Here is a 25,286-nt window from a genome sequence, read left to right on the forward strand (position 1 = left end):
CTCCGTCTCCGTCTGGGTGTCTTCAGGCTGACGCCGGTGGCAGGGCCGGCCGTTCCCTAGCCCTTCGGCGCCTGCGAGATGCGCACGAGGTTGCCCGAGGGGTCGCGGAAGGCGCAGTCGCGCGGGCCCCACGGCTGGTCCATGGGCTCCTGGAGCACCTCGGCACCGGATGCCCGTACCTTCTCGAACATGGCGTCGAGATCGTCGGTGCGGAAGACGAACATCGGCATGACGCCCTTGGTGAGCAGCTCCTGCAGGGTGTCGCCGTCGGCCGGGGAGCGGCCCGCGTGCGGCTCGGAGAGAACCAGTTCGAGGTCGGGCTGCGCGGCGCTGCCGAGGGTGACCCAGCGGAATCCGCCGGACGCGACGTCGTTGCGTACCTCCAGGCCGAGCGCGTCGCGGTAGAAGGCGAGCGACTCGTCGGGGTCGTTGACGGTGATGTGGCAGTACTGGAGTGAGATGTTCATGCCGTCAACGCTAGGCGGCGGCCGTACCGCTCGCTTCTCCGATCCTGCTCGGCATGTCACCGGCCGGTACGGATGCGCTCGGAACGTCCGTGTCCAGGGCGTCCGGGCCGGGGCCGCCCGCGCCAGGGGCGTCCGTACCCTGCGCGTTTCTGCTGGGCCGCGTGTACACCTTCGCCACGCAGGCGGGCATCGCTGTCACCGCGTCGTGCTCCCGGCTGCGGTACGTGCTCGGCGTCGCTCCCACGATCTCGGTGAACCGCGAGCTGAACGAGCCCAGCGAGGTACAGCCGACGGTCATGCACGCGTCGGTCACACTCATGCCGCCGCGCAGCAGCGTCATCGCCCGCTCGATCCGGCGGGTCATGAGATAGCTGTACGGCGTCTCGCCGTAGGCCGCCCGGAATCGCCGCGAGAAGTGCGCCGGGGACATCAGCGCGTGCCTGGCCATCGTCGGCACGTCGAGCGGACGCGCGTACTCCCGGTCGATCAGATCCCGTGCCCGGCGCAGATGCGCGAGGTCGGCGAGCTCCTGCGGGTCCATTCCGCGACGGTACCACCGGGCTGCGGGGCCGGTCCGGGTCTTTTTCCGGGGGCCGTTCCGGGGGCCGTTCCGGCGGTCGGCCCGCCGTGGACGGGACGGGACGTGACTGTCCTGTCCCAGACAACTGTGGGCAGGGCGAGGTTCTGACCTGCGGTGCCTACGGTTGAGTGGGACAGGTTGGTGGTTCACGTCCCGCTCAACCGTAGGCGGCTTCCTCTGGGGTGGGCTTTGAAGATCGCTTCCCGGTGCGCCGGTGCCAGGAGTCCGGCCAGGTCAGTTTGGAACTGTGAGGCGATAGCGGAGTTTCGCCTTGGCGTCCGCGCCGAGGCGGTCGTAGAAACGGACGGCTTTTTCGTTCCAGACGGGGGTCTGCCACTGGATCTCGGTGAGGCCGAGGTTGTGCGCCTCTGCCGTCACGGCGTCCATGAGCAGTGCACCGAGGCCTGAGCCTCGGTTGCCGGAGTTCAGGAAGAGGCAGTCCATGTGGAGGTATTCGCGGCCCTCCCAGGTGGAGAGTTCGGGCGCGCAGGTGGCGTAGCCGACGACCTCGCCGCCAGGCAGCTCTGCCACCAGGCAGCGCAGCCGTGGTGTCGGGGTGGCGAAGAGCAGGGCTTTGAGTCGCTGCGCGAGGTCGGGTGAGGGCGGTGCGGCTTGTTCGTACGCGGCGTGCTCGGCAGCCAGTTCGGCGATCCGCGGCAGATCGTCGGGGCGTGCATGCCGCACGTTCGGGGCACTTTTCACCGGACGCTTCCCGTCAGGGTGTCCGCGCCCCAGGCGGTCAGGCGGTTTGTGATCGGGCCGCTGCCGTCGAGGACATGCCGTGAGAATGCGTCGCGTTCATGGGCCAGGATGGCGGCTTCCCAGACACAGGGGGCAAGGCCGGTGCGGCCTGGGCGGAGCTGGTCGGGGTGCCCGGCTGGTCCGGTGAAGATGGCCAGGTCGGACATGTGCCCCTCGATCCAGCTGTGGACCAGGACGTAGTCGCCGTCGCCGCCGGCGTGCATGATCAGGACAGCGAGCCCGAGTGACCCGCGAGTGCGGCCGAGTTCCAGGTGTGCCGCGGTGATCCGCAGGGCGGCGGCGATGTCCTGCTCCGTCACGGTGCGGCCTGGTGCCTGAAGAAAGTAGGTCTTGACCAAGTGGCCGCTGGCCTCTCGGGTGCCTGCAGTCCGTGTGGTGCGTTCGTGGTGCCCCTGGGCCAGGGTGAGCAGTGCTTCCGTGTCCACTGCCGCTGGCAGTTCGTCGCGATCACTCATTCGTCCATCATGCAGTGCGCGTTCTCGACCGGACCCCTCTCCGGAACTTGCCGACACATGACCGAGACGGAGCTGCACATGCCTACAGAAAGGCGGGACTGCCTGCACATCGCAGAGACAGGACAGCGCTTAAGCGCGGACGCTCCCCGAACGTGGCGTAGCGCACTTTTGCAAGCAGGCGCTTGCAATAGTTAGCAAGGGTGCGGCAAGGTAGAGGCATGGCATCGCTCAACGTCGGCAATCTTGGTGAGTACCTGCGCGAACAGCGGCGCACCGCGCAGCTGTCCCTCAGGCAGCTCGCCGATGCCGCCGGGGTGTCCAATCCGTATCTGAGCCAGATCGAGCGCGGGCTGCGCAAGCCGAGCGCGGAGGTACTGCAGCAGGTCGCCAAGGCGCTGCGGATCTCCGCCGAGACGCTGTACGTGCGGGCCGGGATTCTGGACGCCGAGCGTGACAGGGACGACGTGGAGACGCGTGCGGTCATCCTCGCCGATCCCACGCTCAACGAACGGCAGAAGCAGGTGCTGCTGCAGATCTACGAGTCCTTCCGCAAGGAGAACGGGTTCGAGATCGCCGATCCGGACAGCCCCCCGACCTCAACGGACGTCCCTGTGCCGGACGTTCCGGGCAGTAGGACAGATGCGGATACGGATACGGATACAGACATAGGCGCCGGCAGCGACGCCGACCCGCAACAGACGGCCAGTTGACGCACCGGATCCACCAGTCGAGACCGGCCCGACGCACGCGGCAACCCCAAACCCTCAGTCCGAAGCAACCCGGGAGGACCATCACCATGGCCATCACCGACGACCTGCGCAAGACCTTCAGCGACCCCACGCCGCTCTACTTCGCCGCCGGTACCGCCGACCTCGCCCTTCAGCAGGCCAGGAAGGTGCCCGGCCTGGTCGAGCAGCTGCGTGCCGAGGCGCCGGCCCGGATCGACGCCGTACGCGGCACCGACCCGAAGGTGGTTCAGGAGAAGGCTGCCGCCCGCGCCAAGGAGGCGCAGGAGAAGGCCGCCAGCCGCGCCAAGGAGGCGCAGGAGACCATCCAGACCAAGGTCGGCGAGTTCATCAGCACGCTGGACGGCGACCTGAAGAAGCTCGGCTCCACGATCGACACCGACCTGAAGAAGCTCGGTGAGAGCGCCCAGGACCTCGCCCTGCGCAGTGTCGGCGTCGCCGCCGAGTACGCCGTGAAGGCGCGCGAGACCTACGAGAAGGTCGCCGAGCACGGCGAGCAGACCGTGCGGACCTGGCGCGGCGAGGCCGCCGAGGAGATCGAGGAACTGGCCATCGCCGTCGAGCCGAAGGGCGAGCCGAAGGCTGAGTCGGTCGAGGTCAGGACGGCGACCGAGGAGACGACGCCGGCCCCGGTCCCGGTCCCGGTTGAGGCCAAGGTCGCGCCCGCCCCGGCGAAGAAGGCCGCCGTCAAGAAGGCCCCGGCCGCCCGTAAGCCGGCCGCCAAGAAGACGACTCCGCCCGCCAAGTAGGCCGAGGCGGGACAGGCAGAGCCGAACAGGTGAAACACCGTGTACAGGGACGGGCCGGGCACTCCATGCGTGCCCGGCCCGTTGTGCGGGTAGCGGGTTTGCGGTTGCGGGTACGGTGACCGCACATACGAACTGACCGAGCTTGGTGGTGGACGTTGTGCTGATGCAGGGGTTCGCAGGGTTTTTGTGGCTGTTGAGTGTTGCCCTGATCCTTTTCAGTGGCTTCGCGCTGATCGACGCCGCGACGCGCCGCGAGGACGCCTACCGGGCGGCGGACAAGAAGACCAAGCCGTTCTGGCTGATCGTCCTCGCGCTCGCCTTCGTGGTGAACCTGATCTTCAACATCCTGTCGTTCCTGCCGATCATCGGCCTGATCGCGACGATCGTGTACATGGTCGACGTACGGCCGGCACTGCGCGGCCTTCCGGGCGACGGACGCAGCCGCAGAAGCGGCGGCTCCAGCAGCGACGGTCCGTACGGTCCGTACAACGGCGGTCGCTGACTCCTGACTGCTCTCCGCGAGGTCTACGCCACGCGGTCCAGCAGCAGTACCGCCAGGTCGTCCGTCAGCTCCCCGCCGTTCAGCTCGCGCACCTCGCTCACGGCCGCCCGCAGCAGCTTCTCGCCGCGCAGGCCCTGCGCCAGCTGGCGGCGGATCATCGCCACCATGCCGTCCTGGCCGAGCCGTTCCCGGCCGGCACCGATATGTCCCTCGATCAGACCGTCCGTGTAGAGCATCAGCGTCCACTCGGCCCCGAGCTGCACCTGTGTACGGGGCCAGCGGGCCCCCGGCAGCAGCCCCAGCGCCGGGCCGTTGTTGTCGTACGGCAGCAGGTCCGCCACGACGGCGGACTCGCCGGGCACGTGTGCCGGGCGTACCAGCAGCGGAGACGGGTGGCCGGCCAGGCACAGGCCCGCGCTGCGGCCGTCCGGCGCGATGTCGACCGTACAGACCGTCGCGAAGATCTCGTCGCTCTCGCGTTCGTGCTCAAGGACCTGCTGGAGCGTGCCCAGCAGCGCGTCGCCGCACAGGCCCGCCAGGGTCAGCGCGCGCCACGCGATGCGCAGCTCCACGCCGAGCGCCGCCTCGTCGGGGCCGTGCCCGCACACGTCGCCGATCATCGCGTGGACCGTGCCGTCGGGCGTGCGGACCGTGTCGTAGAAGTCGCCGCCGAGCAGGGCTCGGGAGCGGCCGGGGCGGTAGCGGGCGGCGAAGCGCAGCGAGGAGCCGTCGAGGAGCGGGGTGGGCAACAGGCCGCGTTCCAGACGGGCGTTCTCCTGGGCCCGCAGCCGGGACTCGGTGAGCCGGCGTTCAGCTTTGTCGGAACGCTTCCTCTCCACGGCGTAGCGGATCGCGCGGCTCAGCAGCCGGCCGTCCAGCTCATCGCGGAAGAGGTAGTCCTGGGCGCCGACGCGCACGGCCTCCGCACCGCGCTCGGCGTCGCCGGAGGCGGTGAGCGCGAGGACGGCGTGCCGGGGCGCGAGCCGCAGTACGTGCTTGAGTACCGCCAGCTCGTCGTCGTTGCCGTCCTCGGCGTGGTGGGGCGCGGGCAGCGCGAGGTCCAGCAGGATGCAGTGGACGTCGTCGGTGAGCAGCCGCTCGGCCTCGGTGAGGTTGCGGGCCGTGCGGACACGGATCGGTTTGCCCGTGGAGTCGAGCAGCTCGGGCACGACGGGCGAGCCGCCCGGGTCGTCCTGGATCAGCAGCAGGGTCAGAGGCGTGGCGGCGTCGGTGCCGGTGGCCGTCTGCCTGCGCGGAGCCGCTTCGCCGGAGGGGGTGCCTGTGGGGCCGGGGCCGGGGGTGCCTGCGGGGCCTGCTCCGGGCATGGCCGGGGCCTGCGCCTGACCGTTTTCCACGGCCGGGATCGGTCTCTGCCGCGGTACGGGTACGGGCATCGTCGTGGGTTCCTTCCCTCCCCCCGAGGGCACGATGGGCGAGGGGTCTCGATCCATCGACCGGGACCATAGCGGTTGACGGGGCCGCAGCGGAATGGTTGGCGGCGCGTCGACGCGCTGGCGCCGGTGTCATATGCCTTGCTCCGCAACGCACTTGGGCACGGGGTTGCCCGCCCGCGAATGACGAATGTCACGTCCCCACGAGGTGCGCGGGAGCCGGCGCGTGCGGTGAGTCACGTGGGGCGTGTCACGCGTTGTGCGGAATGTGCCGTACGGCGTGGAAAGTGCCGTACGCGATGAGTCGCCCGGGCTCAGACGGTGGGCCGGACCACCCCGAGTATCGGCATCGACCCCGCCCCCGCGATCGTCACCGTCCGCCCCGGCCGCGGAGCGTGCACCATCGCGCCGTCGCCCACGTACATCGCGATGTGGCTCGCGTCGTCGAAGTAGACGATCAGGTCGCCGGGGCGCATGTCCTGGATGTCGACGCGGGGCAGCTGGGCCCACTGCTGCTGCGAGGTGCGCGGAATGGGGACGCCGGCCGCCGCCCAGGCCGCCGAGGTCATCCCCGAGCAGTCGAACGAGTCCGGACCCTCGGCGCCCCACACGTACGGCTTGCCTATCTGGTCCGTCGCGAACTCCACGGCCTTCTTGCCCTGCGCCGTCGCCTTGCCGTTGAGCTCGTCGAGGATGCCGGAACCGAGCCAGGACGTCTGCGCCTTGTAGGCCGCCGCGCGCTCCAGCTCCGCGAGGCGTTCCTTCTCCTTCTTCTCCAGCTGGGACTCCAGCTGTTCGGCTGCCGCAACCTGTTCCTTGATCTTCTTCTGGGCGGCGGCCTTGGCCTTCCGGCTCGTGTCCAGCTTCTTCCACTGGGCCGAGGCGTCCTGCGCGTACTGCTCCAAGTCCTGCTGGGTGCGCGTCATTTCGGCGAGCAGGCCCTTGGTCGCCTTCTGGCCCTGCCGGACCCGGCCGACACCCTCCAGCCACGCCTGCGGGTCGTCGCTGAGCCACAGCCGCGCCTCCGGCGGCAGGCCCCCGGAGCGGTACTGGGCGCGGGCCGCGGCGCCCGCGCGGTCCTTCAACTCGGCGAGCCGCTCCTGCCCCCTGACGATCTCCCGGGCCAGCTCGACGATCTCGGTGGACTGCCGCTCGGTCTGCTCCTCCGCCGCGTTGTACGCGTCCGTGGCGACCGCCGCGTCGTGGTAGAGCCGCTCCAGCCTCTTGCGTACGGCTTCCAGGTCCCTGTTCGGCGGCAGCGTCACGCTCGGGGTCGGTGTGGGCGTCGGGGTCGGTGCCGGGCTCGCGAAGGCGGTGCCGGCACCGCCCAGGACGGTGACCGCGCAGACCAGCCCCACGGCTGTCGCGACCAGACTGCGCTTGCCGGTTCCCATTCCCCGTACCCCCGAACCTTTTGCCTGCCTGATTAACCGTCAGTAACTTACGGGCGCTCGGGGGATCGTGCCATGTCACCGCAGAAAGAAACAGACCTCCCGCCCCGGACGCCCGAGTTGCCTGCCCTTCCCGCTTCCCCCGCATGTGTGACGAACGGCGCAGGGAGATCGTTGCCCGCGATCCGCGACCAGTTCGAGGCACCCGAAAGGCCTGAAAAGCCGGTGAGCCAGCGCCAATCACGCAGGCCGCCGGGCCGGCGAACCGGCGAACCGGCGAACTTCCGGGGCTGCCGGGCTGCCGGGCTGTCGGGCTGCCGAGCCGTCGGGCCCCGGGTTGGCGAACCGACTGGTTCGCGGCTCAGTGTCGGGGCGTCAACGCTGCCCACGCCACGGTCCGCCGGGCCGTCGAGCCCCGAACCGCCGAACCGCCGAACCGTCGAGCCCCGAACCGCCGGGCCGGCGAACCGGCGAGCCTCCGGGGCTGTCGGGCTGCCGAGCCGTCGAGCTGTCGAGCTGTCGAGCCCCGGGCCGGCGAACCGACCGGCCCGCGGCTCAGCGTCGGGGCGCCAACGCCCCCCACGCCACGGTCACTTCCCCCTGGCGCCACCGCGCCGCCCCGTCCGTCACCGGCCAGTCCGCCGTCAGGTCCCGCACCGCCCGGATCCAGCGCTGGCGAGCCCCGTACGAGGCGTAGGGCGCCGCGGCCGCCCAGGCGCGGTCGAAGTCGCGCAGGAAGGCGTGCACCGGTTCGCCGGGGACGTTCCGGTGGATGAGGGCCTTCGGGAGGCGCTCGGCGAGGTCGGAGGGGCGCTCCAGGGAGCCGAGCCGGGCGGCGAAGGTGACCGTGCGCGGCCCCTCGGGCCCAAGGGCGACCCACACATGCCGCCGCCCGATCTCGTCGCACGTCCCCTCGACGAGCAGCCCGCCCCCGGGGACGTCGGTCGCCGGTGCGAGCCGGGCACACAGTCGCGCCCAGACCTCGGCGACAGCGGCCTCCTCGTACTGCCGCAGCACGTTCGCCGCGCGGATCAGCGCCGGCCGCTCCTGGACCGGGATCTCGAAGCCGCCGTGCCGGAAGGCCAGCCCCTCGCGTTCGTACGGCTTCGCCGCCGCGACCCGGGCCGGCTCGATCTCGACGCCGACCACGCGCGCGTGTGGCGCCACGGTACGCAGCCGTGCGAGCAGTTCGACGGCCGTCCAGGGCGCGGCGCCGTACCCGAGGTCGACCGCGACGGGGGAGGGGGCGCGGCGCAGGGCGGCGCCGTGCGTGGCCGCGATCCAGCGGTCCATACGGCGCAGGCGATTGGGGTTGGTGGTGCCGCGCGTCACCGTTCCCACGACGGAGGTCCCCCCACTCGGGCGAAGCCGGGAGCGGGGGAGGGCCGATGCGCGGGGAGCCATGGGTACGAGGGTAAGGGGCGGTGACGTATCGAACGGTTGAGCGGTAAATGGTAATGATTCGGCAAAGGGGAAATGAGTCGCCCGCTCCTGGCGTTGACCCTTCGGAGCTCTGTGAAGGGTGATCCGCGGTGAGTGGTCCGCGGTGAGCCGGAGCAGAGCAGAACACAGTGGGCAGAGAAGGACAGAGTGGGCAGATTCGGGGCCGAGGAGGAGGAACGCCACGTGAGCCAGTACATCGGCCTGCTGGGCCGCCGCCGCAGGCCCCGCCGCGTGGCCATGCTCTCCGTGCACACCTCCCCGCTCCACCAGCCGGGCACGGGCGACGCCGGCGGTATGAACGTCTACATCGTCGAGCTCGCGCAGCGCCTCGCCGCGATCAACATCGAGGTCGAGATCTTCACCCGGGCCACCACGGCCGCCCTCCCCCCGGCCGTCGAGCTGGCCCCCGGCGTCCTCGTGCGCCACATCGACGCGGGCCCCTACGAGGGCCTGCCCAAGGAGGACCTGCCCGCCCAGCTGTGCGCCTTCACCCACGGCGTCATGCAGGCCTGGGCCGGCCACCGCCCCGGCCACTACGACCTCGTCCACTCGCACTACTGGCTCTCCGGCCACGTCGGCTGGCTCGCCGCCGAGCGCTGGGGCGCCCCCCTGGTGCACGCCATGCACACCATGGCCAAGGTCAAGAACGCCGCCCTGGCCACGGGCGACGACCCCGAGCCCGCCGCCCGCGTGATCGGCGAGATGCAGGTCGTGGCCGCGTCCGACCGCCTCATCGCCAACACCGCCGAAGAGGCCGACGAACTCGTACGGCACTACGACGCCGACCCCCGCAAGGTCGCCGTCGTCCACCCGGGCGTCAACCTCGACCGCTTCTCCCCGGCCGACGGCCGCGCCGCCGCCCGCGCCCGTCTGGGCCTCCCGCAGGACGCCCTGATCCCCCTCTTCGCGGGCCGCATCCAGCCCCTGAAGGCCCCCGACGTGCTGCTTCGCGCGGTCGCCGTCCTCCTGGACGAGCGCCCCGAGCTGCGCTCCCGAATCGTCGTCCCCGTGGTCGGCGGCCCGAGCGGCAGCGGCCTGGCCAAACCGGAGGGCCTCCAGAAGCTCGCCGCCCGCCTGGGCATCGCGGACGTCGTACGCTTCCGTCCGCCGGTCGGCCAGGAGCAGCTCGCGGACTGGTTCCGGGCGGCCTCCGTCCTGGTCATGCCGTCCTACAGCGAATCGTTCGGCCTGGTCGCCATAGAGGCGCAGGCCGCGGGCACACCGGTGCTGGCGGCAGCGGTGGGCGGTCTCCCGGTGGCGGTCGACGAAGGTCGTACGGGATTCCTCGTACAGGGCCACGATCCGGCCGCCTACGCGCGGGTGCTGCGTGATTTCGCCGACGACGAGACCCTGTCCGCCCGGATGGGCGCGGCGGCGGCCCGGCACGCGCAGAGCTTCGGCTGGGACGCCTCGGCCGCCGCCACGGGGGACGTCTACACGGCCGCGATGCAGGCCCACAGGCGTCGCGTACGCTCGCTGTATGGCTGATGCGGCGTCGATCATCGAGCAGGTTCTCACCGAGGCCGAACTGGACTGGGAGAGCCCGAAGCCCGGCAACTACGTCGTGAAACTCCCGGGAACCCGCAAACTCTCGACGACGGTCTCGTTCCTGGTGGGCAAGCACTCCCTGTCACTCAACGCCTTCGTGATCCGCCACCCCGACGAGAACGAGGCGGGCGTCCACCGCTGGCTGTTGGAACGCAACCTCAAGCTGTACGGCGTGAGTTACGCGGTGGACCGTCTGGGCGACGTCTACGTGACGTCCAGACTCCCCCTGTCCGCGATCACCCCGGAGGAGATCGACCGTCTGCTCGGCTCGGTCCTGGAGGCGGCCGACGGCGGCTTCAACACCCTTCTGGAGCTGGGCTTCGCGTCGGCGATCCGCAAGGAGTACGCCTGGCGGGTGTCCCGGGGCGAGCCGACCCGCAACCTGGACGCGTTCGCCCACCTCACCCGGCGCCCCGGTCCTGCGGACTGAACCCGCTACGGACTGAACCCGCTACGGACTGAACCCGCTACGGACCGGATCCGCCGCTGAGCCGGTACCGCCCCGGCGGCACGCCCACCAACTTCTTGAAGTGGCGGGTGAGATGGGCCTGGTCGTAGAACCCGGTGGCCGTCGCGACCTCGCCGGGAGGCAGCCCGTCGAGGAGAAGCCGCCGGGCGCGTTCGACGCGACGGGCCGTCAGATACCGATGCGGCGGCATCCCGAACGCCGCGCTGAACGCCCGTACGAGATGCGCGGGATGGGCGTGCACGAGCCGCGCGGCCTCGTCGAGCGCGATCCCGTCGACGAGCCGCTCGTCGAGCAGCTCGCGCAACTGCCGGGCGAGCGGCGGATCGGCACGCGGCGGACGGGGTACGTCCGTCGCCCGCAACCGCGTACGCAGCCGCTCGGCGACGAGCGCCAGCCGACTGGCGGCCTCGAACTCCTCCCCGTCCCCCACGAGCGCGCCGTGCAACTGCCCGACGCGCAGCCGCAGCAGGGGATCGCGCAGATCGGGCTGGTCGACTGCGGCCCCGATGAACTCGTCGCCGAGATGGGTGGAGTCGAGATACAGCACCCGTTTGCGGAACCCGCCCGGAGTCGCGGGCGACCCGTTGTGCGGCACGTGCGGCGGCAGCAGGGTCACGGTGTCGTGCGGGGTGCCCCGCTCATGCCGGTCGAGGTCGTACCGTACGGCGCCGTCGTCGACGATGAGCAGCGTCCAGGAGTCGTGTACGTGCATCGGGTAGGCGTACTCGACGAAGTGGGCGTGGAACACCTCAAGGACACCCGGGACGCGCGGGCGCCAGGCGGAGACGTTTCGCTGCTGCGAGGGTGAGGCGGCCACGCAAGGAACGTACAAGACGCGGGGGTGCGCCGGTCGGCAGTCTCGACCCATGAACGCAACGGACACGACGCCTGCCCCCGCCCCCGTCCGCTTCGACACGAAGATCGCCGTGGTCCTGCGCGAGGACCTGGAACACTGGCAGCGCCTGAACGTGACGGCGTTCCTGGTCAGCGGCCTGGGGACGACGGTCCCCGAGGTGATCGGCGAGCCGTACGAGGACGCGGACGGCACCCCGTACCTCCCGATGTTCCGTCAGCCGGTCCTGGTCTTCGAGGCGACGAAGGAGACGCTGACGGCGGCACACGGACGGGCGGTGTCCCGCTCCCTGCCGTGCTCGGTCTTCACGTCCGACCTGTTCGGCACGGGCAACGACCGGGACAACCGCGCGGCGGTACGGGCCGTGGGGGCGGGGGAGCTGGATGTGGTGGGGGTGGCGGTGTACGGGCCGAGGAACGCGGTGGACAAGGTGGTCAAGGGGTCGCGGATGCACCCGTGACGGGCGGGGCGGCGGGAACGGCGTCGGCGGGGGAGGGCTCCTCGGCAAGCCCCTCCGCCGGCTTGTCCACGGGCGCCTCCGCCGCAACCCGCCCCATCAGCACCCAGTACCCCACGCCCGCCACGGTCCCGATCACCGCGCACAGCCCCCACAGCCAATCCGCGCCCAACCGGTCGATGACCAAGCCGGACATCAGCGGGGCGACGAGCCCGGCGACCGACCAGGACATCGTGTACATGCCCTGGTAGCGACCGCGCCCGTGCAGAGGGGACAGCCGCACGACCAGCCCGGTCTGGGTGGGCGCGTTGACGATCTCGGCCAGGGTCCACACGCACACCGTGAGGATGAAGACGCCGACCGACCCGGCGAAGGCGGTGAGCCCGAACCCGTACCCGGCGAGGAGGGACGAGGCCACGAGGAGCCCGCGGGCGTCCCGGTGCTCGATGAACCGGGTGACCGGGATCTGCAACGCGACGACGAGCACGCCGTTGACGGCGACGACCATCCCGAAGTCCGCCGGGGTGAACCCGGCCTCGCCCATGGCGATCGGCAGCCCGACCAGGCCCTGCTGGAAGACGAGGGCGACGAGGAAGCACAGCCCGACGACGCTCATGAAGCGTCCGTCGCGCAGCACGGTACCGAGCCCGACGGACGCCTCCGCCTGCTTCGTTCTCGTGGTCTGCGTCGGCCGTGACTCGGGCACCTTGAGGAAGATGACGACCGCGCAGGCCAGCGTCATACCGGCCTCGACGAGGAACCCGGCGACATAGCTGACCTCGACGATGAAGCCGGCGCCGGCGGAGGAGACGGCGAAGCCGAGGTTGATGGCCCAGTAGTTCAGGGAGAAGGCGCGGACGCGGTCCTCGGGCCGCACGATGTCGGCCATCATCGCCTGCACGGCCGGCCGTGAGGCGTTGCTCGCCATACCGACGAGAAAGGCGACGCCCGCGATGGCGACGGGGTGGTGCACGAAACCGAGCAGCGCGACGGAGAAGGCCGTGGACGACTGCGCGATGAGAAGAGTGGGGCGCCGGCCCAGCCGGTCGGTCATCACCCCGCCGCCGATCGACGAGACGACCCCGCCCAGCCCGAGCAGGGCGACGACGAGACCGGCGTACGAGGCGGAGTAGCCGCCGTCGAGGGTCAGGTAGATCGCCATGAACGTGGCGACGAAGGCCCCGAGCCGGTTGACGAGGGTGCTGGTCCACAGCCACCAGAACTCGCGGGGCAACCCGGAGACGGATTCTCGGGCAGCGCGTTTCAGGGCGGCGAGTGACACAGGTATCCCCCACGGACGTAAGCAGCTCGGACGGTGATGACAACTTACGAGCGGGTCGCGCGAGGGGACCACTCAATTAACAGATCCCGTCAACCGTCCGGTTGCCGGGCGGCCGAGCAGCGGATCAGGACGTTCTACTACGCTCGGGGGCATGGCCGACGCACCGTACAAGCTGATCCTCCTCCGCCACGGCGAGAGCGAATGGAACGCGAAGAACCTGTTCACCGGCTGGGTGGACGTCAACCTCACCGACAAGGGCGAGAAGGAGGCGGTCCGCGGCGGTGAGCTGCTCAAGGACGCCGGCCTGCTCCCCGACGTGCTCCACACGTCCCTCCAGAGGCGCGCGATCCGCACGGCCCAGCTTGCCCTGGAGTCCGCGGACCGCCACTGGATCCCGGTCCACCGCAGCTGGCGCCTGAACGAGCGCCACTACGGCGCCCTCCAGGGCAAGGACAAGGCCCAGACGCTCGCCGAGTTCGGCGAGGAGCAGTTCATGCTCTGGCGGCGCTCGTACGACACCCCGCCGCCGCCCCTTGAGGACGGCACGGAGTTCTCCCAGTCGGGCGACCCCCGCTACGCGACGATCCCCCCGGAGTTGCGCCCCCGCACGGAGTGCCTGAAGGACGTCGTCGTCCGCATGCTCCCGTACTGGTACGACGGCATCGTCCCCGACCTCCTGGCGGGCCGCACGGTCCTGGTCGCGGCCCACGGCAACAGCCTCCGCGGCCTGGTCAAGCACCTGGACGGTGTCTCCGACGAGGCGATCTCGGGTCTGAACATCCCGACGGGCATCCCCCTCGCCTACGAACTGGACGCCGACTTCAAGCCGGTGAAGCCGGGCGGCACCTACCTCGACCCGGACGCGGCTGCGGCGGCGATCGAGGCGGTCAAGAACCAGGGCAAGAAGAAGTAGCTTTCGTGATCATGCCCCCGACCTGCGCTCATGGCGTGGATCGGGGGCATTTTCACGGTCTCGTGCGCAAGGAGGTCGGCGAAAGCGCACAACCTCCCAGGCGCCCCCTCTGTCTGACGCAGGTGAAGTCACCACTCGATTCATCGAACGTGGGGGAAACCACACCATGCGCATACGCGCCACTGTCGCCACCGTCACCGCGGCCGCCCTCAGCGCCGCTCTGGCCGTCACCGCTCTCGCCGCCCCGGCCGCCGGGGCCGAGCAGGACGACACACCCACACAGATCAAGAACATCGAGGTCAACCAGAACCGCGACTACACCGTTGTCGTCGAGGCCGCGCGGAAGGTCAAGTTCCCGATCTCCGCGCTGGTCCACGACCCGTCGGGCATCAAGAGCGTGTCGTTCTCGCTGCAGCACGGAGCGACCGAGGCGGAAGTCGACGGGCGCATCGCGCAGGTCGGGCCCAGCCGCTGCGTGAAGGTCGACGAGTCCTGGTCCAAGTGCGAGGCCGTCATGATCGCCGACCCGTACACGAACGTCCGCAGCAACGCCCTCGCCGGTGCCTGGGGCATAAACATCGTGGCCGTCGACGGCGAGGGCAACGTCACCCGCGAGGATTACATGCCCCTGGCACGCATCAAGCGTAAGACCCACCTGTCCCTGGCCGACGCCACCCCGGAGCCGGTGAAGAAGGGCAAGAACCTCACGGTCAAGGCCCGGATGATCGTCGCCAGCTGGGAGAAGCACAAGGACGTGCCCCTCATCGGGCACCAGGTGCTGCTCCAGTTCCGCCAGGGCGCGAGCGGCCCCTTCAAGACGCTGAAGAAGGTCAGGACCGACCGCAACGGCTGGGCCACGGCCACCGTGCAGGCGACGGTCGACGGCCAGTACCGCTACGACTTCGCGGGCACGTCCCTCACGCAGGCCAGGTCCGGCCTGGCCGACTTCGTCGACGTGAAGTGAGCCCGGACGGTTTGAAGTGACCGTCCCCTGCCCGCCGCAATCGGCGGGCAGGGGACCTCCTCGTACCTGCCTACCGCGCCCTCACGCCGTCAGCGGCACCGGATGGACCTCGTCGGCGAGGTGCCCGGCGCGTTCGTGGATGCGCTGCACCGCTTCCGCCGAGGGGGCCTCGGAGAGGCAGTAGACCGTGCCGGAATCGGGGTCCGCCCACGCCTTCTCGAAGTGGACCCCCTCGTCCTTCTCTATGGCCAGGTCGGCTTGGTGGGCCGCGTGCAGCTGGTCGGCCGTGATGCCCTTCATACCGTGGTGGACGTCCATGAACTGGGGCATGGCGCCGCACCTCCTATCCCTGTGATTCCTCTGGGGTACCGCTTGACTGCCTTCCATCCTCTGCCCGTACGGCCGCCCCGGCGACCGCGACCCCGTACGCCGGACAGTCACCGCGGCCGGGCCCATGGCCACGAGGACGTCGGTCGCCCTGCGCACGAAAGTCGAAGAGGATGTAAGGGGGCACAAGAGGACGTAAGAGTCCACCTCCGTCACCCCGGTGCCCGGAGGAGCAACTCCCCGGTCTTTCCCGCTACGTCAGGCCGATCTCGTCGCAGTCCGCCGCGTACTCCGGGGTGCAGATGTCCTCGATGGTGTAGACGCCGTCCTCGATCACCGTGTCCTTGATGTTCTCCTGTGTGAGGGCCACCACGGGCACCAGCATCGCCGGGATCTTCTTCTTCGTCGGGCTGTCGACGCTGTCCCGGGTCAGCGCGTCGAACTCGATCGAGCGGCCCTGCACCTTGGCCACCGCCATGGACGCGGCGTTGTTGGCCTCCAGGATGAACGACTTGTAGACGCTCATGTACTGCTCACCCGAGACGATCCGCTGCACCGCCGCCAGGTCCGCGTCCTGCCCGGTCACCGGCGGGATCCTGGCGGCGCCCGCCTCCTTCAGCGCGTCGATGACCGCGCCGGCCATGCCGTCGTTCGCCGAGTACACGGCGGCGATGTTGCCCAGCCCGACGGACTTGATCGCCGTCTCCATGTGGACCTTGGCGACCTCGGGCAGCCAGTCCTTGGTGTCGTACGACCCCGCGATCTGCACCTTGCCCTGGAGCTCGACCATCGCGCCCTCCTTGAAGAGGGCCGAGTTCGGGTCCGCGAGCGAGCCGTTGATCATGACGATCTTGCTGGTCGCGGCCTTGTCGCCGAGGGACTCCACGATCGAGCGGCCCTGCACCTCGCCGACGAGCTCGTTGTCGTGCGAGACGTACGCGTCGATCGGGCCCTCCGCGAGCCGGTCGTACGCGATGACGGGAATGTTCGCGTCGGCGGCCTTCTCGATGGCCGGGGCTATCGCCTTGGCGTCCACCGCGTCCACCAGGAGCACGTCCACCTGCTTGGCGATCATCTCCTCGAGCTGCTGGCTCTGCTTGGCCTTGTCCGCCTCGGCGTTGGCGTAGAGGACCTTGCCCTTGCCGTTGGTGAGGGCGGTGACCTGCTTCTCGATGAGCGGGTAGTCGAACTTCTCGAAGCGCTTCGTCTTCGTGTCGGGCAGGAGGAGCCCCACAGTGATGTCGTCGCCCTTCTTGGGCGCCGCGGAGCCGCTGCTTCCGCTGGAGCCGTCGAGGACGCCGCACGCGGCGAGCGAGAGGGCCGAGGCGGCGGCCGTCACCGCAATGGCGGTACGGCGCACGGCGGTCCGACGGGGGGTACGAGCGTTCACGGCAGGTGCCTTCCAGGCGGGGAACAGCATGACGGACCCGACTACAGATACGGAAGCCAACGCGGCGGCAGCACGTGACGTCAAGAAGTACTGGTTAACGAGATGGCAACAGGGTGCCTGATGTGCATGGACAGAGCCTGAGCGTCAACTGCTCTGAAGTGTATGCCTGTTCAACGAGCAATCGAGATCGCCGCCCACCTGTCCGAACAGGGGCGAACCGCCCCACGTACGCAAAAGGACCCCGCCTCCCGTGAGGGAGACAGGGCCCCGTGCCGTACTCGTGCCGTGTCTACGCCGTCAGCCGCACTGACACGGGTTGCCCGACTGACAACCGCACCCGCAGCCGGAACCGCAGCCACAGGCGCCGAACAGGGGCAGGTTCTTGATCTCGGCGGGATGCTGCGTGTCGCGTTCCTGCGTCGGGTCGGGCGTGCTGGGGGTCTCGGCCATGGGGCCCTCCTGGAGAGCTGGTCCTGGAGACTGGTGCCTTCTCCCCATTGCATGCCCGTCCTGTCCGGCGCGTCAACGGCGCACAGAGGCTCGCGGGGTTACGCGCCCTCGACACCAGTGGGCGGCTGCACGTCCTGCTGCAGCTCGTCCGCGTGCTCACCCGTCACCAGGAACACCACACGCTTGGCGACCGACACCGCGTGGTCCGCGAAGCGCTCGTAGTAGCGGCCCAGCAGCGTCACGTCGACCGCCGTCTCGATGCCGTGCTTCCAGCGGTCGTCGATCAGGTGACGGAAGAGCGTGCGGTGCAGGAGGTCCATCTCGTCGTCGTCCGTCTCCAGCTGCATCGCCAGATCGACGTCCTTGGTGATGATGACCTCGGCCGCCTTCGCCATCAGGCGCTGCGCGAGCTGGCCCATCTCCAGGATCGTGGCGTGCAGGTCGTGCGGGACCGCGCGCTCCGGGAAACGCAGCCGGGCCAGCTTGGCGACGTGCTGGGCGAGGTCGCCCGAGCGCTCCAGGTCGGCGCTCATCCGCAGCGACGTGACGACGATCCGCAGGTCGGTCGCCACCGGCTGCTGGCGGGCCAGCAGCGCTATCGCGCGGGCCTCCAGGTCGTGCTGGAGCTCGTCGATCCTGGCGTCGGCCTCGATGACACTTTCGGCCAGTTTCAGGTCGGCGTCCAGGATCGCCGTCGTGGCACGCCCGATCGCCGACCCGACGAGTCGGGCCATCTCGACCAGACCTTCGCCGATCGAGTCAAGTTCCTCGTGGTACGCGTCACGCATCAGGTGTCCCTCTCTTGGCGTCCGTTCGGGGCGAACAGCGGGCCCCGTAACCCCCACGCTCCCACGTTGGGTCCCGCACGCGTCGTTTTCCGCCCCGACAAATGAACCAATACTGGCTCCAAGGTGAACTCTGGGCGACGAGTGTTCGAGGTCGCACACGGATGGCTGTGGCCATGTCGTACCCCATGCCTAACCTGGACGCATGGACGTGAACGCGGCAGTCGCCGCAGCGGCAGCGATCGCCGGGGTGCTCACCGGTGTCATCGCCGTGCTGGCGTTCCGCTGGAGCGAGCGCGACCAGAAACGCCCCACCAGAACCTCCCTGCACACGGACCCCGTGCTGCCGCCCGGTGTCGACACGGTGCTGTCCGTCCTGCGGTCCTCGGCCGTCGTACTCGACGAGGCGGACGCCGTCGTCAAGGCCAGCTCGGCGGCGTACGCCCTCGGTCTGGTCCGTGGCGGAAAGCTTTCGGTGGAGCCGATGCTCCAGATGGCCCGCGACACCCGGCGCGACGGCGAGATACGCCAGGTCGAGCTGGACCTCCCCAGACGCGGCACAGGCCGCGGCGAGGCGCTCGCGGTCTCCGCGCGCGTCGCCCCGCTGGGCTCGCGCCTCGTGCTCCTCCTCGTCGAGGACCTCACCGAGGCCCGGCGCATCGAGGCCGTACGGCGCGACTTCGTCGCCAACGTCAGCCACGAGCTCAAGACCCCCACCGGAGCCCTCTCCCTCCTCTCCGAGGCCGTCATGGGCGCCTCGGACGACCCGGAGGCCGTCGAGCGCTTCGCCGGCCGTATGCAGATCGAGGCGACCCGGCTGACCAGCCTCGTCCAGGAACTCATCGACCTCTCCCGGGTGCAGAACGACGACCCGCTGGAGGACGCCGAACCGGTCCGCGTCGACGAACTCGTCGCCGAGGCCGTCGACCGTTGCCGCCACCAGGCCGGCACCAAACACATCACCATGGCCGCCGGAGGCACCGCCGACCTGCGCGTCTGGGGCAACCGCGGCCAGCTGGCCGCGGCCCTCGGCAACCTCGTCGAGAACGCCGTCAACTACTCGCCCTCCGCCACCCGTGTCGGCATAGCGGCCCGCCGGGTGAACGCGCCGGGCGGAGACCTGATCGAGGTCGCCGTGACCGACCAGGGCATAGGCATCTCCGACAAGGACAAGGAGCGCATCTTCGAGCGCTTCTACCGCGTCGACCCGGCCCGCTCCCGCGCCACCGGCGGTACGGGTCTCGGGCTGGCGATCGTCAAGCACGTGGCCGCCTCGCACGGCGGGGAGGTCACGGTGTGGAGCTCCGAGGGACAGGGCTCCACGTTCACCCTGCGGCTGCCGGAGGCGGCCGCAGGCCGCCGCGCCCGCGCGAACCGGCACAACGCGTACGCACCCCAGTCCCTCCCCGACTCCGACCCCGAAGCCGGGGACGGACCGTCCGACCCCGGCGAAGAGGCCGACCGGACCACCGGCACATCCCCTTACGATCCGCTCCACGCCCCGGAGGTCCTTCCGTGACCCGTGTGCTCGTCGTCGAGGACGAGGAGTCCTTCTCCGACGCCCTTTCGTACATGCTCCGCAAGGAGGGTTTCGAGGTCGCCATCGCGGCCACCGGGCCCGACGGACTCGACGAGTTCGAGCGCAACGGCGCCGACCTCGTCCTCCTCGACCTGATGCTGCCGGGCCTGCCCGGCACTGAGGTCTGCCGTCAGCTGCGCGTCAAGTCCAACGTCCCGGTGATCATGGTCACCGCCAAGGACAGTGAGATCGACAAGGTCGTCGGCCTGGAGATAGGAGCCGACGACTACGTCACCAAGCCCTTCTCCTCCCGCGAACTGGTCGCCCGCATCCGGGCCGTCCTGCGCCGCCGCGGTGAGCCCGAGGAGGTCACCCCGGCCGCGCTGGAGGCCGGCCCGGTCCGCATGGACGTCGACCGCCACGTGGTCACCGTCTCCGGCGCCAAGGTCGACCTCCCGCTCAAGGAGTTCGACCTGCTGGAGATGCTGCTGCGCAACGCCGGCCGCGTGCTGACCCGTATGCAGCTCATCGACCGGGTCTGGGGCGCCGACTACGTGGGCGACACCAAGACCCTCGACGTCCACGTCAAGCGCCTGCGCGCCAAGATCGAGCCGGACCCGGGCGCGCCGCGGTACCTGGTGACGGTGCGGGGCCTCGGTTACAAGTTCGAGCCGTAAACCGGCCCGTACACACCGTCGTACGCCGAAGGGCGGGACCTCCTCAGGAGGTCCCGCCCTTCGGCGTACGACGGTTCAGTGACCGGCTGCGGCCGCCTCCGCCTCCGCGTCCGTGGCCGAGGTGCTCGGGTCGGCCCCGGTGGCGGGTGACTCGGCGTCTCCGCTCGGGCTGGGTGACCCGGACGCCGACGGCTCCGACGGCTCGCCGGAGGCCGAGGGCGAGGCGCTGGGGTCGCCCGGTACCTCCGGGACGTCGGTCGGGCCCCACGAGGTGTAGTAGCCCTCCGCGGGGACGACGAACGCGCGCAGGCTCACGTCACCGGTCTTGCTGAAGGTGAAGGTGATCTCCTGCGCGTTGCCGTCCTTGACCGTCTCACGGGTGTCGGCCAGCACGGCGGAGGCGTTGTTCTCGCCTCCGATGATCAGCGAGCCGCCGGCCGGGATGCTCAGGCTCTTGCCCTCGGCAGACGTCAGCTCGGCGGTCTTGCCGGCGCCCGGGACGGTGATCGACTCCAGCGTCTGAGCGGTGGTCCCGCTGTTGAAGACGGTCGCGGAGACCGCGGCCGGGCCGGTCGACTCCAGGTCCGGCTGGGTGATGATCACGACGTTCTGCAACTTGATGTCGCCGACGGTCGTGGCCGCGTTGTCCGGCCTGACCCCCAGCGTCTGGGCGTTGTTCCCGGCTGCGCACCCGGCGAGCGTGGCGACCGAGAACGCGAGGGCGGATGCGGCGAGGGCGCCGCGTCGAAGGCTGCTGCTCACGGCGGCGGCAACTCCTTGGAACGCACGGGCAGCTCCTTATAAAGCCGCCCTAAGTGACTGTCAGCGGCCTTAGGTTACCGAGCCGTTCCCGCGCCACTGCACCCGACCCGCCTCTGGAGGGGAGCAGGGGGTCCTGACCCGGCCGTGCGCGGCTGCCTCATGAGCCACTTTGGCATTCACATAAGTGCCGTCGACCGGGCTTGCGGATTCCGGTGAAGGAAAGAGCGCATCCGGAAATTGATCAGCCGCAGATCGCTGTGAGATCACGCGTGAGATCACCCGGAGATCATCTGCTTGGTCATCCACCGGACATCGGCGGGACATCGCCTGTCGTGATCAATTCCGGATTCGTCTCGCAGCCGACTCCGCTCATCGAACGGAGTAGCGGAAGCCGAACACTTGGAAGCGGACATAAGCGGATGTTTGGTCGCCCGTCGGGGCCTCTGGGTATGTGTAACGTCCGGGTTTCGCTTCGTTCGGAGAGCCGCTCCGACCTGCGAATACCGCTCCCTTCTCCTCCCCAGGGGCCCTCTCGAAGCACGTTCCTGTTACTGTTGTCAAGCCCCGAGATGTGCCCTGACCTGCGAAAACGTCATTCAGAAGCGGCAGTTTCCGTGTTACCCTGGATAGCCACGGAAGGGGTACCTGTCACATGACGTTCAAGGTTGGCGACACCGTGGTCTATCCCCATCACGGGGCCGCGCTGATCGAGGCTATCGAAACTCGCCAGATCAAAGGCGTGGACAAGACCTACTTGGTGCTGAAGGTCGCCCAGGGCGACCTGACGGTACGTGTGCCAGCGGACAATGCGGAGTTCGTCGGCGTGCGTGATGTGGTCGGTCAGGACGGGCTGGACCGGGTCTTCGAGGTGCTGCGTGCTCCGTATGCCGAGGAGCCCACGAACTGGTCGCGTCGTTACAAGGCAAATCTGGAGAAGCTCGCCTCCGGCGATGTCATCAAGGTCGCGGAAGTCGTGCGTGACCTGTGGCGTCGTGAGCGTGAGCGCGGACTGTCCGCCGGTGAGAAGCGCATGCTCGCCAAGGCTCGCCAGATCCTGGTGAGCGAGCTCGCGCTCGCGGAGAACACGAACGAGGACAAGGCCGAGGCCCTGCTCGACGAGGTGCTCGCGTCCTGAACCCCGACTGAACGCAGGTCGACCGAGCGCAGGCTTTTGAAAGCCCGCTCAAGCAGCATTCGGTTCGAGCAGCATTCAGCTCAGGCAACACAGTGAAATGCCGCGGTGCCCGATGACGTATCCAATGTCGCCGGGCGCTGCGGCATGTTCATGCCCGGATGCGTTTCTCCACCGGCAGCGGTTTCCCGCAGTCTCCGTCTCGGCAGTCGCGGATTCCCTGCCGTCTGCCAGTAGCACCGAACCACTGATACTCGGTGCGCCGGGCCCGGAGCAGACTCGACCGGAAGTCACGGAAGGGTCCCATCGAGGCTCGCGCCCGGCACTCCCCCAGGCCATACCCACGAGGGCTCGGCACACAAACCTGACAGGAACCGATGTCTGACGAATCGCGCTCCACACCGCCCGGGACACGTACGGCCGCCGTGATTCCGGCCGCCGGCCGGGGCGTACGCCTCGGCCCGGGCGCCCCCAAAGCGCTGCGCGCGCTGAACGGCACGCCCATGCTCGTTCACGCGGTGAGAGCGATGGCCGCGTCCCGCGCCGTCTCGCTGGTCGTCGTCGTGGCCCCGCCCGACGGCGCCGCCGAGGTGAAGACCCTCCTCGACGCGCACGCGCTGCCCGAACGCACGGACTTCCTGGTCGTATCCGGAGGCGCGTCCAGGCAGGAGTCGGTGAAGCTCGGCCTGGACGCGCTGCCGCCCGGCATCGACATCGTGCTCGTGCACGACGCCGCCCGCCCGCTCGTACCGGTGGACACCGTGGACGCGGTGATCGAGGCGGTACGGGACGGGGCGCAGGCCGTGGTCCCCGCGCTGCCGCTCGCGGACACCGTCAAGGAGGTCGAGCCGGCCGCGACGGCCGGGGAGCCGGAACCGGTGCTGGCGACACCGGAGCGGGCGCGGCTGCGAGCGGTCCAGACACCGCAGGGTTTCACCGTCGACACGCTCGTACGGGCCCATGAGGCGGTGACCGAGAACGTCACCGACGACGCGAGCATGGTGGAACAGCTGGGCGTGCGGGTCGTGGTCGTGCCCGGCCACGAGGAGGCGTTCAAGGTGACCAGGCCGCTGGATCTGGTGCTGGCGGAAGCGGTACTGGCCCGGAGGAGGCTGAACGGTGGCTTCTGAGTCTTCGGCAGGGGGAACAGGGGGACCGGTGCTGCCCCAGGTCGGTATCGGTACCGACATTCACGCTTTCGAGGAGGGCCGGGAGCTGTGGTGCGCCGGGCTGAAGTGGGAGGGCGAGGGGGCCGGCCTCGCCGGGCACTCCGACGCGGACGTCGTCGCCCACGCGGCGTGCAACGCGCTGTTCTCGGCGGCGGGGCTGGGCGACCTGGGGCAGCACTTCGGCACCGGGCGCCCGGAGTGGTCCGGGGCGTCCGGGGTCACGCTGCTGACGGAGGCGGCACGGATCGTGCGGGCGGCCGGGTTCACGATCGGCAATGTCGCGGTGCAGGTCGTGGGGCCGAGGCCGAAGATCGGGAAGCGGCGCGAAGAAGCGCAGAAGGTGCTGTCGGAGGCGGTGGGGGCGCCGGTGTCGGTGTCCGGCGCGACGACCGACGGGCTCGGGTTCCCGGGGCGCGGGGAGGGGCTGATGGCGGTGGCCACGGCACTGGTGGCCCGCCCGGGCTGACCTGCTCAGCCCGTCCGGGGTACCCCCTCTGCGGGGAGAGTCTGAGGACAGAACCCGTTCAGTGTCGTAGAGGGGTCTGAGGGCGCGGCCCCCAGCGCCGGCGGCGAATGTCACGAATACGTGGCCCTTGTGCACAAGCGTCGCAGGGCACTGCGTGTGGGCCACTACCCTGGAGCGGTGACTATTCGCCTGTACGACACCAGCGCCCGGCAGATCCGTGACTTCGCCCCGCTCGCGCCGGGTTGTGTCTCGATCTACCTCTGTGGCGCCACCGTGCAGGCCGCCCCGCACATCGGACATATCCGGTCGGGACTCAACTTCGACATCCTGCGCCGCTGGTTCACGTACCGCGGATACGACGTCACCTTCGTCCGCAATGTCACCGACATCGACGACAAGATCATCAGGAAGGCCGCCGAGCAGGGGCGCCCCTGGTGGTCCATCGGTTTCGAGAACGAGCGGGCCTTCAGCGACGGGTACGGCGCGCTCGGATGCCTGCCCCCGACCTACGAGCCGCGTGCCACCGGGCATGTGACCGAGATGGTCGAGATGATGCGCGGGCTCATCGAGCGCGGGCACGCGTACGAGGCCGAGGGAAACGTCTACTTCGACGTGCGCTCCTTCCCCGGGTACCTGGAGCTGTCCAACCAGGAACTCGACAACCTGCTCCAGCCCTCCGGGGACGGTGAGACCGGCAAGCGGGACCCCCGTGACTTCGCCATGTGGAAGGCCGTGAAGCCGGGTGAGCCGAGCTGGGAGACACCCTGGGGCCGGGGGCGGCCCGGCTGGCACCTCGAATGCTCCGCCATGGCCCACAAGTACCTGGGGTCCGCGTTCGACATCCACGGCGGCGGACTCGACCTGATCTTCCCCCACCACGAGAACGAGATCGCCCAGGCCAAGGCCTTCGGCGACGACTTCGCCGGCTACTGGGTCCACAACGCCTGGGTCACCATGAGCGGCGAGAAGATGTCGAAGTCCCTCGGCAACTCCGTCCTCGTCAGCGAGATGGTCAAGGCATGGCGGCCCATCGTCCTGCGCTACTACCTCGGCACCCCGCACTACCGCTCGATGATCGAGTACAGCGAAGAGGCCCTGCGCGAGGCCGAGTCGGCGTTCGCCCGGATCGAAGGGTTCGTGCAGCGCGTCGTCGAGAAGGCCGGAGGCGTCGTCGAGCCCTCCGCCGAAGTGCCGCCCGCCTTCGCCGACGCCATGGACGACGACCTGGGCGTCCCGCAGGCCCTCGCCATCGTCCACACCACCGTCCGGCAGGGCAACTCCGCCCTCGCCGCCGACGACAAGGAAGCCGCCGTCGCCCGGCTCGCCGAAGTGCGCGCCATGCTCGGCGTCCTCGGCCTCGACCCCCTCGACCCGCACTGGGCCGGGGACGGCGCCGACCGCGGCGAAGATCTGCACGGCGTCGTCGACAGCCTCGTACGACTCGTCCTCGACCAGCGGGAAGCCGCCCGCGGACGCAAGGACTGGACCACCGCCGACGCCATCCGCGACCAGCTCAACCAGTCAGGCCTCGTCATCGAGGACGGACCGCAGGGGCCGCGCTGGACCCTCGGTCCGCGCTGACCATTTCCCCGCAAACACGTGCATCTCCTTGATCGATTGTGCCGCCCGGGTCTCCG

28 protein-coding genes are annotated in these 25,286 nt (G+C 69.8%); 14 read left to right on the top strand and 14 right to left on the bottom strand.

All coding sequences use genetic code 11. The annotated features are described in order from the left end of the window. Positions 1-56: 56 nt before the first annotated feature. The 4 genes from RB628_RS21520 to RB628_RS21535 form a co-directional block, all read right to left on the bottom strand. Complete coding sequence (locus tag RB628_RS21520; protein ID WP_318322132.1) at positions 57-467, bottom strand: VOC family protein; 411 nt, start codon at positions 465-467, stop codon at positions 57-59. Between the two features lie 10 nt (positions 468-477). Further along, entirely contained in the window at positions 478-1,008 is a 531-nt protein-coding gene (locus tag RB628_RS21525; protein ID WP_318322133.1) for a helix-turn-helix transcriptional regulator, read from the bottom strand. Between the two features lie 273 nt (positions 1,009-1,281). Further along, entirely contained in the window at positions 1,282-1,749 is a 468-nt protein-coding gene (locus RB628_RS21530) for a GNAT family N-acetyltransferase (protein ID WP_318322134.1), read from the bottom strand. After that, positions 1,746-2,264 (bottom strand): hypothetical protein, encoded by a 519-nt coding sequence (locus RB628_RS21535; protein WP_318322135.1) that lies wholly within the window; start codon positions 2,262-2,264, stop codon positions 1,746-1,748. The genes RB628_RS21530 and RB628_RS21535 overlap by 4 nt, the downstream gene beginning before the upstream one ends. Positions 2,265-2,482: 218 nt before the next feature. Between RB628_RS21535 and RB628_RS21540 the strand changes: the two genes are divergently transcribed. The 3 genes from RB628_RS21540 to RB628_RS21550 all read left to right on the top strand — a co-directional run bounded on the left by RB628_RS21540 (position 2,483) and on the right by RB628_RS21550 (position 4,261). Beyond that, a complete protein-coding gene (locus RB628_RS21540; protein WP_318322136.1) occupies positions 2,483-2,974 on the top strand; it encodes a helix-turn-helix transcriptional regulator in 492 nt (163 codons plus the stop codon). 86 nt (positions 2,975-3,060) lie between these two features. Then, entirely contained in the window at positions 3,061-3,759 is a 699-nt protein-coding gene (locus tag RB628_RS21545) for a hypothetical protein (RefSeq protein WP_318322137.1), read from the top strand. 163 nt (positions 3,760-3,922) lie between these two features. Further along, positions 3,923-4,261 carry a DUF2516 family protein gene (locus RB628_RS21550; protein WP_318322138.1) on the top strand — a complete coding sequence of 113 codons (339 nt, stop codon included), beginning with the start codon at positions 3,923-3,925 and terminating at the stop codon, positions 4,259-4,261. Between the two features lie 23 nt (positions 4,262-4,284). On the opposite strand, the gene RB628_RS21555 is transcribed toward RB628_RS21550, so the two are convergent. The 3 genes from RB628_RS21555 to RB628_RS21565 form a co-directional block, all read right to left on the bottom strand. Continuing rightward, positions 4,285-5,655 carry a fused response regulator/phosphatase gene (locus RB628_RS21555; RefSeq protein ID WP_318322139.1) on the bottom strand — a complete coding sequence of 457 codons (1,371 nt, stop codon included), beginning with the start codon at positions 5,653-5,655 and terminating at the stop codon, positions 4,285-4,287. 311 nt (positions 5,656-5,966) lie between these two features. Continuing rightward, positions 5,967-7,046: an NlpC/P60 family protein gene (locus tag RB628_RS21560; RefSeq protein ID WP_318322140.1), complete on the bottom strand. Its 1,080-nt coding sequence runs from the start codon at positions 7,044-7,046 to the stop codon at positions 5,967-5,969. A 552-nt stretch (positions 7,047-7,598) separates the two neighbouring features. Next, a complete protein-coding gene (locus tag RB628_RS21565; RefSeq protein ID WP_412180701.1) occupies positions 7,599-8,447 on the bottom strand; it encodes a class I SAM-dependent methyltransferase in 849 nt (282 codons plus the stop codon). A 222-nt stretch (positions 8,448-8,669) separates the two neighbouring features. Between RB628_RS21565 and mshA the strand changes: the two genes are divergently transcribed. Then, entirely contained in the window at positions 8,670-9,974 is a 1,305-nt protein-coding gene (gene mshA, locus RB628_RS21570) for a D-inositol-3-phosphate glycosyltransferase (RefSeq protein WP_412180702.1), read from the top strand. Beyond that, entirely contained in the window at positions 9,967-10,464 is a 498-nt protein-coding gene (locus RB628_RS21575) for a YbjN domain-containing protein (RefSeq protein ID WP_318322141.1), read from the top strand. The genes mshA and RB628_RS21575 overlap by 8 nt, the downstream gene beginning before the upstream one ends. A 37-nt stretch (positions 10,465-10,501) precedes the next feature. Here RB628_RS21575 and RB628_RS21580 read toward each other — a convergent pair whose 3' ends face one another. Next, complete coding sequence (locus RB628_RS21580) at positions 10,502-11,371, bottom strand: AraC family transcriptional regulator (protein WP_318322142.1); 870 nt, start codon at positions 11,369-11,371, stop codon at positions 10,502-10,504. Between RB628_RS21580 and RB628_RS21585 the strand changes: the two genes are divergently transcribed. Next, positions 11,370-11,816, top strand: coding sequence for a DUF2000 domain-containing protein (locus tag RB628_RS21585; RefSeq protein ID WP_318322143.1), 447 nt, complete (start codon positions 11,370-11,372; stop codon positions 11,814-11,816). The genes RB628_RS21580 and RB628_RS21585 overlap by 2 nt on opposite strands. Here the strand turns inward: RB628_RS21585 and RB628_RS21590 are convergent. Beyond that, on the bottom strand, positions 11,791-13,095 hold the full coding sequence (locus RB628_RS21590) for an MFS transporter (protein ID WP_318322144.1): 1,305 nt from the start codon (positions 13,093-13,095) through the stop codon (positions 11,791-11,793). The genes RB628_RS21585 and RB628_RS21590 overlap by 26 nt on opposite strands. A gap of 151 nt (positions 13,096-13,246) precedes the next feature. Between RB628_RS21590 and RB628_RS21595 the strand changes: the two genes are divergently transcribed. Further along, on the top strand, positions 13,247-14,008 hold the full coding sequence (locus tag RB628_RS21595; protein ID WP_318322145.1) for a phosphoglyceromutase: 762 nt from the start codon (positions 13,247-13,249) through the stop codon (positions 14,006-14,008). Positions 14,009-14,174: 166 nt separating this feature from the next. Beyond that, entirely contained in the window at positions 14,175-14,972 is a 798-nt protein-coding gene (locus RB628_RS21600) for a hypothetical protein (protein ID WP_318322146.1), read from the top strand. An 81-nt stretch (positions 14,973-15,053) separates the two neighbouring features. Here the strand turns inward: RB628_RS21600 and RB628_RS21605 are convergent, their stop codons facing one another. The 4 genes from RB628_RS21605 to phoU form a co-directional block, all read right to left on the bottom strand. After that, a complete protein-coding gene (locus RB628_RS21605; RefSeq protein ID WP_318322147.1) occupies positions 15,054-15,302 on the bottom strand; it encodes an SCO4226 family nickel-binding protein in 249 nt (82 codons plus the stop codon). 250 nt (positions 15,303-15,552) lie between these two features. Continuing rightward, positions 15,553-16,689 (bottom strand): sugar ABC transporter substrate-binding protein, encoded by a 1,137-nt coding sequence (locus tag RB628_RS21610; protein WP_318322148.1) that lies wholly within the window; start codon positions 16,687-16,689, stop codon positions 15,553-15,555. Positions 16,690-16,986: 297 nt separating this feature from the next. Continuing rightward, positions 16,987-17,139 (bottom strand): hypothetical protein, encoded by a 153-nt coding sequence (locus RB628_RS21615; RefSeq protein WP_318322149.1) that lies wholly within the window; start codon positions 17,137-17,139, stop codon positions 16,987-16,989. Between the two features lie 98 nt (positions 17,140-17,237). After that, the gene (gene phoU, locus RB628_RS21620; RefSeq protein ID WP_318322150.1) at positions 17,238-17,927 is read right to left on the bottom strand and encodes a phosphate signaling complex protein PhoU; all 690 of its coding nucleotides are present in this window, start codon (positions 17,925-17,927) and stop codon (positions 17,238-17,240) included. A 202-nt stretch (positions 17,928-18,129) separates the two neighbouring features. Between phoU and RB628_RS21625 the strand changes: the two genes are divergently transcribed. After that, positions 18,130-19,443 (top strand): sensor histidine kinase, encoded by a 1,314-nt coding sequence (locus tag RB628_RS21625; protein ID WP_318322151.1) that lies wholly within the window; start codon positions 18,130-18,132, stop codon positions 19,441-19,443. Continuing rightward, positions 19,440-20,120, top strand: a complete 681-nt coding sequence (locus RB628_RS21630; protein WP_105974768.1) for a response regulator transcription factor — start codon at positions 19,440-19,442, stop codon at positions 20,118-20,120. Before RB628_RS21625 ends, RB628_RS21630 begins: the two co-directional genes overlap by 4 nt. A gap of 75 nt (positions 20,121-20,195) precedes the next feature. Here the strand turns inward: RB628_RS21630 and RB628_RS21635 are convergent, their stop codons facing one another. Further along, positions 20,196-20,882 carry a DUF461 domain-containing protein gene (locus RB628_RS21635; protein ID WP_318322152.1) on the bottom strand — a complete coding sequence of 229 codons (687 nt, stop codon included), beginning with the start codon at positions 20,880-20,882 and terminating at the stop codon, positions 20,196-20,198. 652 nt (positions 20,883-21,534) lie between these two features. On the opposite strand from RB628_RS21635, the gene RB628_RS21640 reads away from it, so the two are divergent. The 4 genes from RB628_RS21640 to cysS all read left to right on the top strand — a co-directional run bounded on the left by RB628_RS21640 (position 21,535) and on the right by cysS (position 25,230). Next, the gene (locus tag RB628_RS21640; RefSeq protein WP_003953493.1) at positions 21,535-22,017 is read left to right on the top strand and encodes a CarD family transcriptional regulator; all 483 of its coding nucleotides are present in this window, start codon (positions 21,535-21,537) and stop codon (positions 22,015-22,017) included. Between the two features lie 374 nt (positions 22,018-22,391). Beyond that, positions 22,392-23,144 carry a 2-C-methyl-D-erythritol 4-phosphate cytidylyltransferase gene (gene ispD / locus RB628_RS21645; protein WP_318322153.1) on the top strand — a complete coding sequence of 251 codons (753 nt, stop codon included), beginning with the start codon at positions 22,392-22,394 and terminating at the stop codon, positions 23,142-23,144. After that, positions 23,134-23,649, top strand: a complete 516-nt coding sequence (ispF, locus tag RB628_RS21650; protein ID WP_318322154.1) for a 2-C-methyl-D-erythritol 2,4-cyclodiphosphate synthase — start codon at positions 23,134-23,136, stop codon at positions 23,647-23,649. The genes ispD and ispF overlap by 11 nt, the downstream gene beginning before the upstream one ends. 177 nt (positions 23,650-23,826) lie before the next feature. After that, on the top strand, positions 23,827-25,230 hold the full coding sequence (cysS, locus tag RB628_RS21655; protein ID WP_318322155.1) for a cysteine--tRNA ligase: 1,404 nt from the start codon (positions 23,827-23,829) through the stop codon (positions 25,228-25,230). Positions 25,231-25,286: the final 56 nt, after the last annotated feature.

Source organism: Streptomyces sp. ADMS, assembly GCF_033441795.1.
In the GTDB taxonomy this organism is placed as follows: Bacteria; Actinomycetota; Actinomycetes; order Streptomycetales; family Streptomycetaceae; genus Streptomyces.

What these genes read in the sequence shown, in the direction of transcription:
- RB628_RS21565 (WP_412180701.1), bottom strand. Translation starts at nt 8,447, where the DNA reads ATGGCTCCCCGCGCATCGGCCCTCCCCCGCTCCCGGCTTCGCCCGAGT.
- RB628_RS21540 (WP_318322136.1), top strand. Translation starts at nt 2,483, where the DNA reads ATGGCATCGCTCAACGTCGGCAATCTTGGTGAGTACCTGCGCGAACAG.
- RB628_RS21640 (WP_003953493.1), top strand. Translation starts at nt 21,535, where the DNA reads ATGACGTTCAAGGTTGGCGACACCGTGGTCTATCCCCATCACGGGGCC.
- RB628_RS21580 (WP_318322142.1), bottom strand. Translation starts at nt 11,371, where the DNA reads ATGGGTCGAGACTGCCGACCGGCGCACCCCCGCGTCTTGTACGTTCCT.
- phoU (WP_318322150.1), bottom strand. Translation starts at nt 17,927, where the DNA reads ATGCGTGACGCGTACCACGAGGAACTTGACTCGATCGGCGAAGGTCTG.
- RB628_RS21600 (WP_318322146.1), top strand. Translation starts at nt 14,175, where the DNA reads ATGCGCATACGCGCCACTGTCGCCACCGTCACCGCGGCCGCCCTCAGC.
- RB628_RS21545 (WP_318322137.1), top strand. Translation starts at nt 3,061, where the DNA reads ATGGCCATCACCGACGACCTGCGCAAGACCTTCAGCGACCCCACGCCG.
- RB628_RS21525 (WP_318322133.1), bottom strand. Translation starts at nt 1,008, where the DNA reads ATGGACCCGCAGGAGCTCGCCGACCTCGCGCATCTGCGCCGGGCACGG.
- RB628_RS21535 (WP_318322135.1), bottom strand. Translation starts at nt 2,264, where the DNA reads ATGAGTGATCGCGACGAACTGCCAGCGGCAGTGGACACGGAAGCACTG.
- RB628_RS21615 (WP_318322149.1), bottom strand. Translation starts at nt 17,139, where the DNA reads ATGGCCGAGACCCCCAGCACGCCCGACCCGACGCAGGAACGCGACACG.
- RB628_RS21605 (WP_318322147.1), bottom strand. Translation starts at nt 15,302, where the DNA reads ATGCCCCAGTTCATGGACGTCCACCACGGTATGAAGGGCATCACGGCC.
- RB628_RS21595 (WP_318322145.1), top strand. Translation starts at nt 13,247, where the DNA reads ATGGCCGACGCACCGTACAAGCTGATCCTCCTCCGCCACGGCGAGAGC.
- RB628_RS21585 (WP_318322143.1), top strand. Translation starts at nt 11,370, where the DNA reads ATGAACGCAACGGACACGACGCCTGCCCCCGCCCCCGTCCGCTTCGAC.
- RB628_RS21520 (WP_318322132.1), bottom strand. Translation starts at nt 467, where the DNA reads ATGAACATCTCACTCCAGTACTGCCACATCACCGTCAACGACCCCGAC.
- ispD (WP_318322153.1), top strand. Translation starts at nt 22,392, where the DNA reads ATGTCTGACGAATCGCGCTCCACACCGCCCGGGACACGTACGGCCGCC.
- RB628_RS21560 (WP_318322140.1), bottom strand. Translation starts at nt 7,046, where the DNA reads ATGGGAACCGGCAAGCGCAGTCTGGTCGCGACAGCCGTGGGGCTGGTC.
- RB628_RS21550 (WP_318322138.1), top strand. Translation starts at nt 3,923, where the DNA reads ATGCAGGGGTTCGCAGGGTTTTTGTGGCTGTTGAGTGTTGCCCTGATC.
- RB628_RS21575 (WP_318322141.1), top strand. Translation starts at nt 9,967, where the DNA reads ATGGCTGATGCGGCGTCGATCATCGAGCAGGTTCTCACCGAGGCCGAA.
- RB628_RS21555 (WP_318322139.1), bottom strand. Translation starts at nt 5,655, where the DNA reads ATGCCCGTACCCGTACCGCGGCAGAGACCGATCCCGGCCGTGGAAAAC.
- RB628_RS21625 (WP_318322151.1), top strand. Translation starts at nt 18,130, where the DNA reads ATGGACGTGAACGCGGCAGTCGCCGCAGCGGCAGCGATCGCCGGGGTG.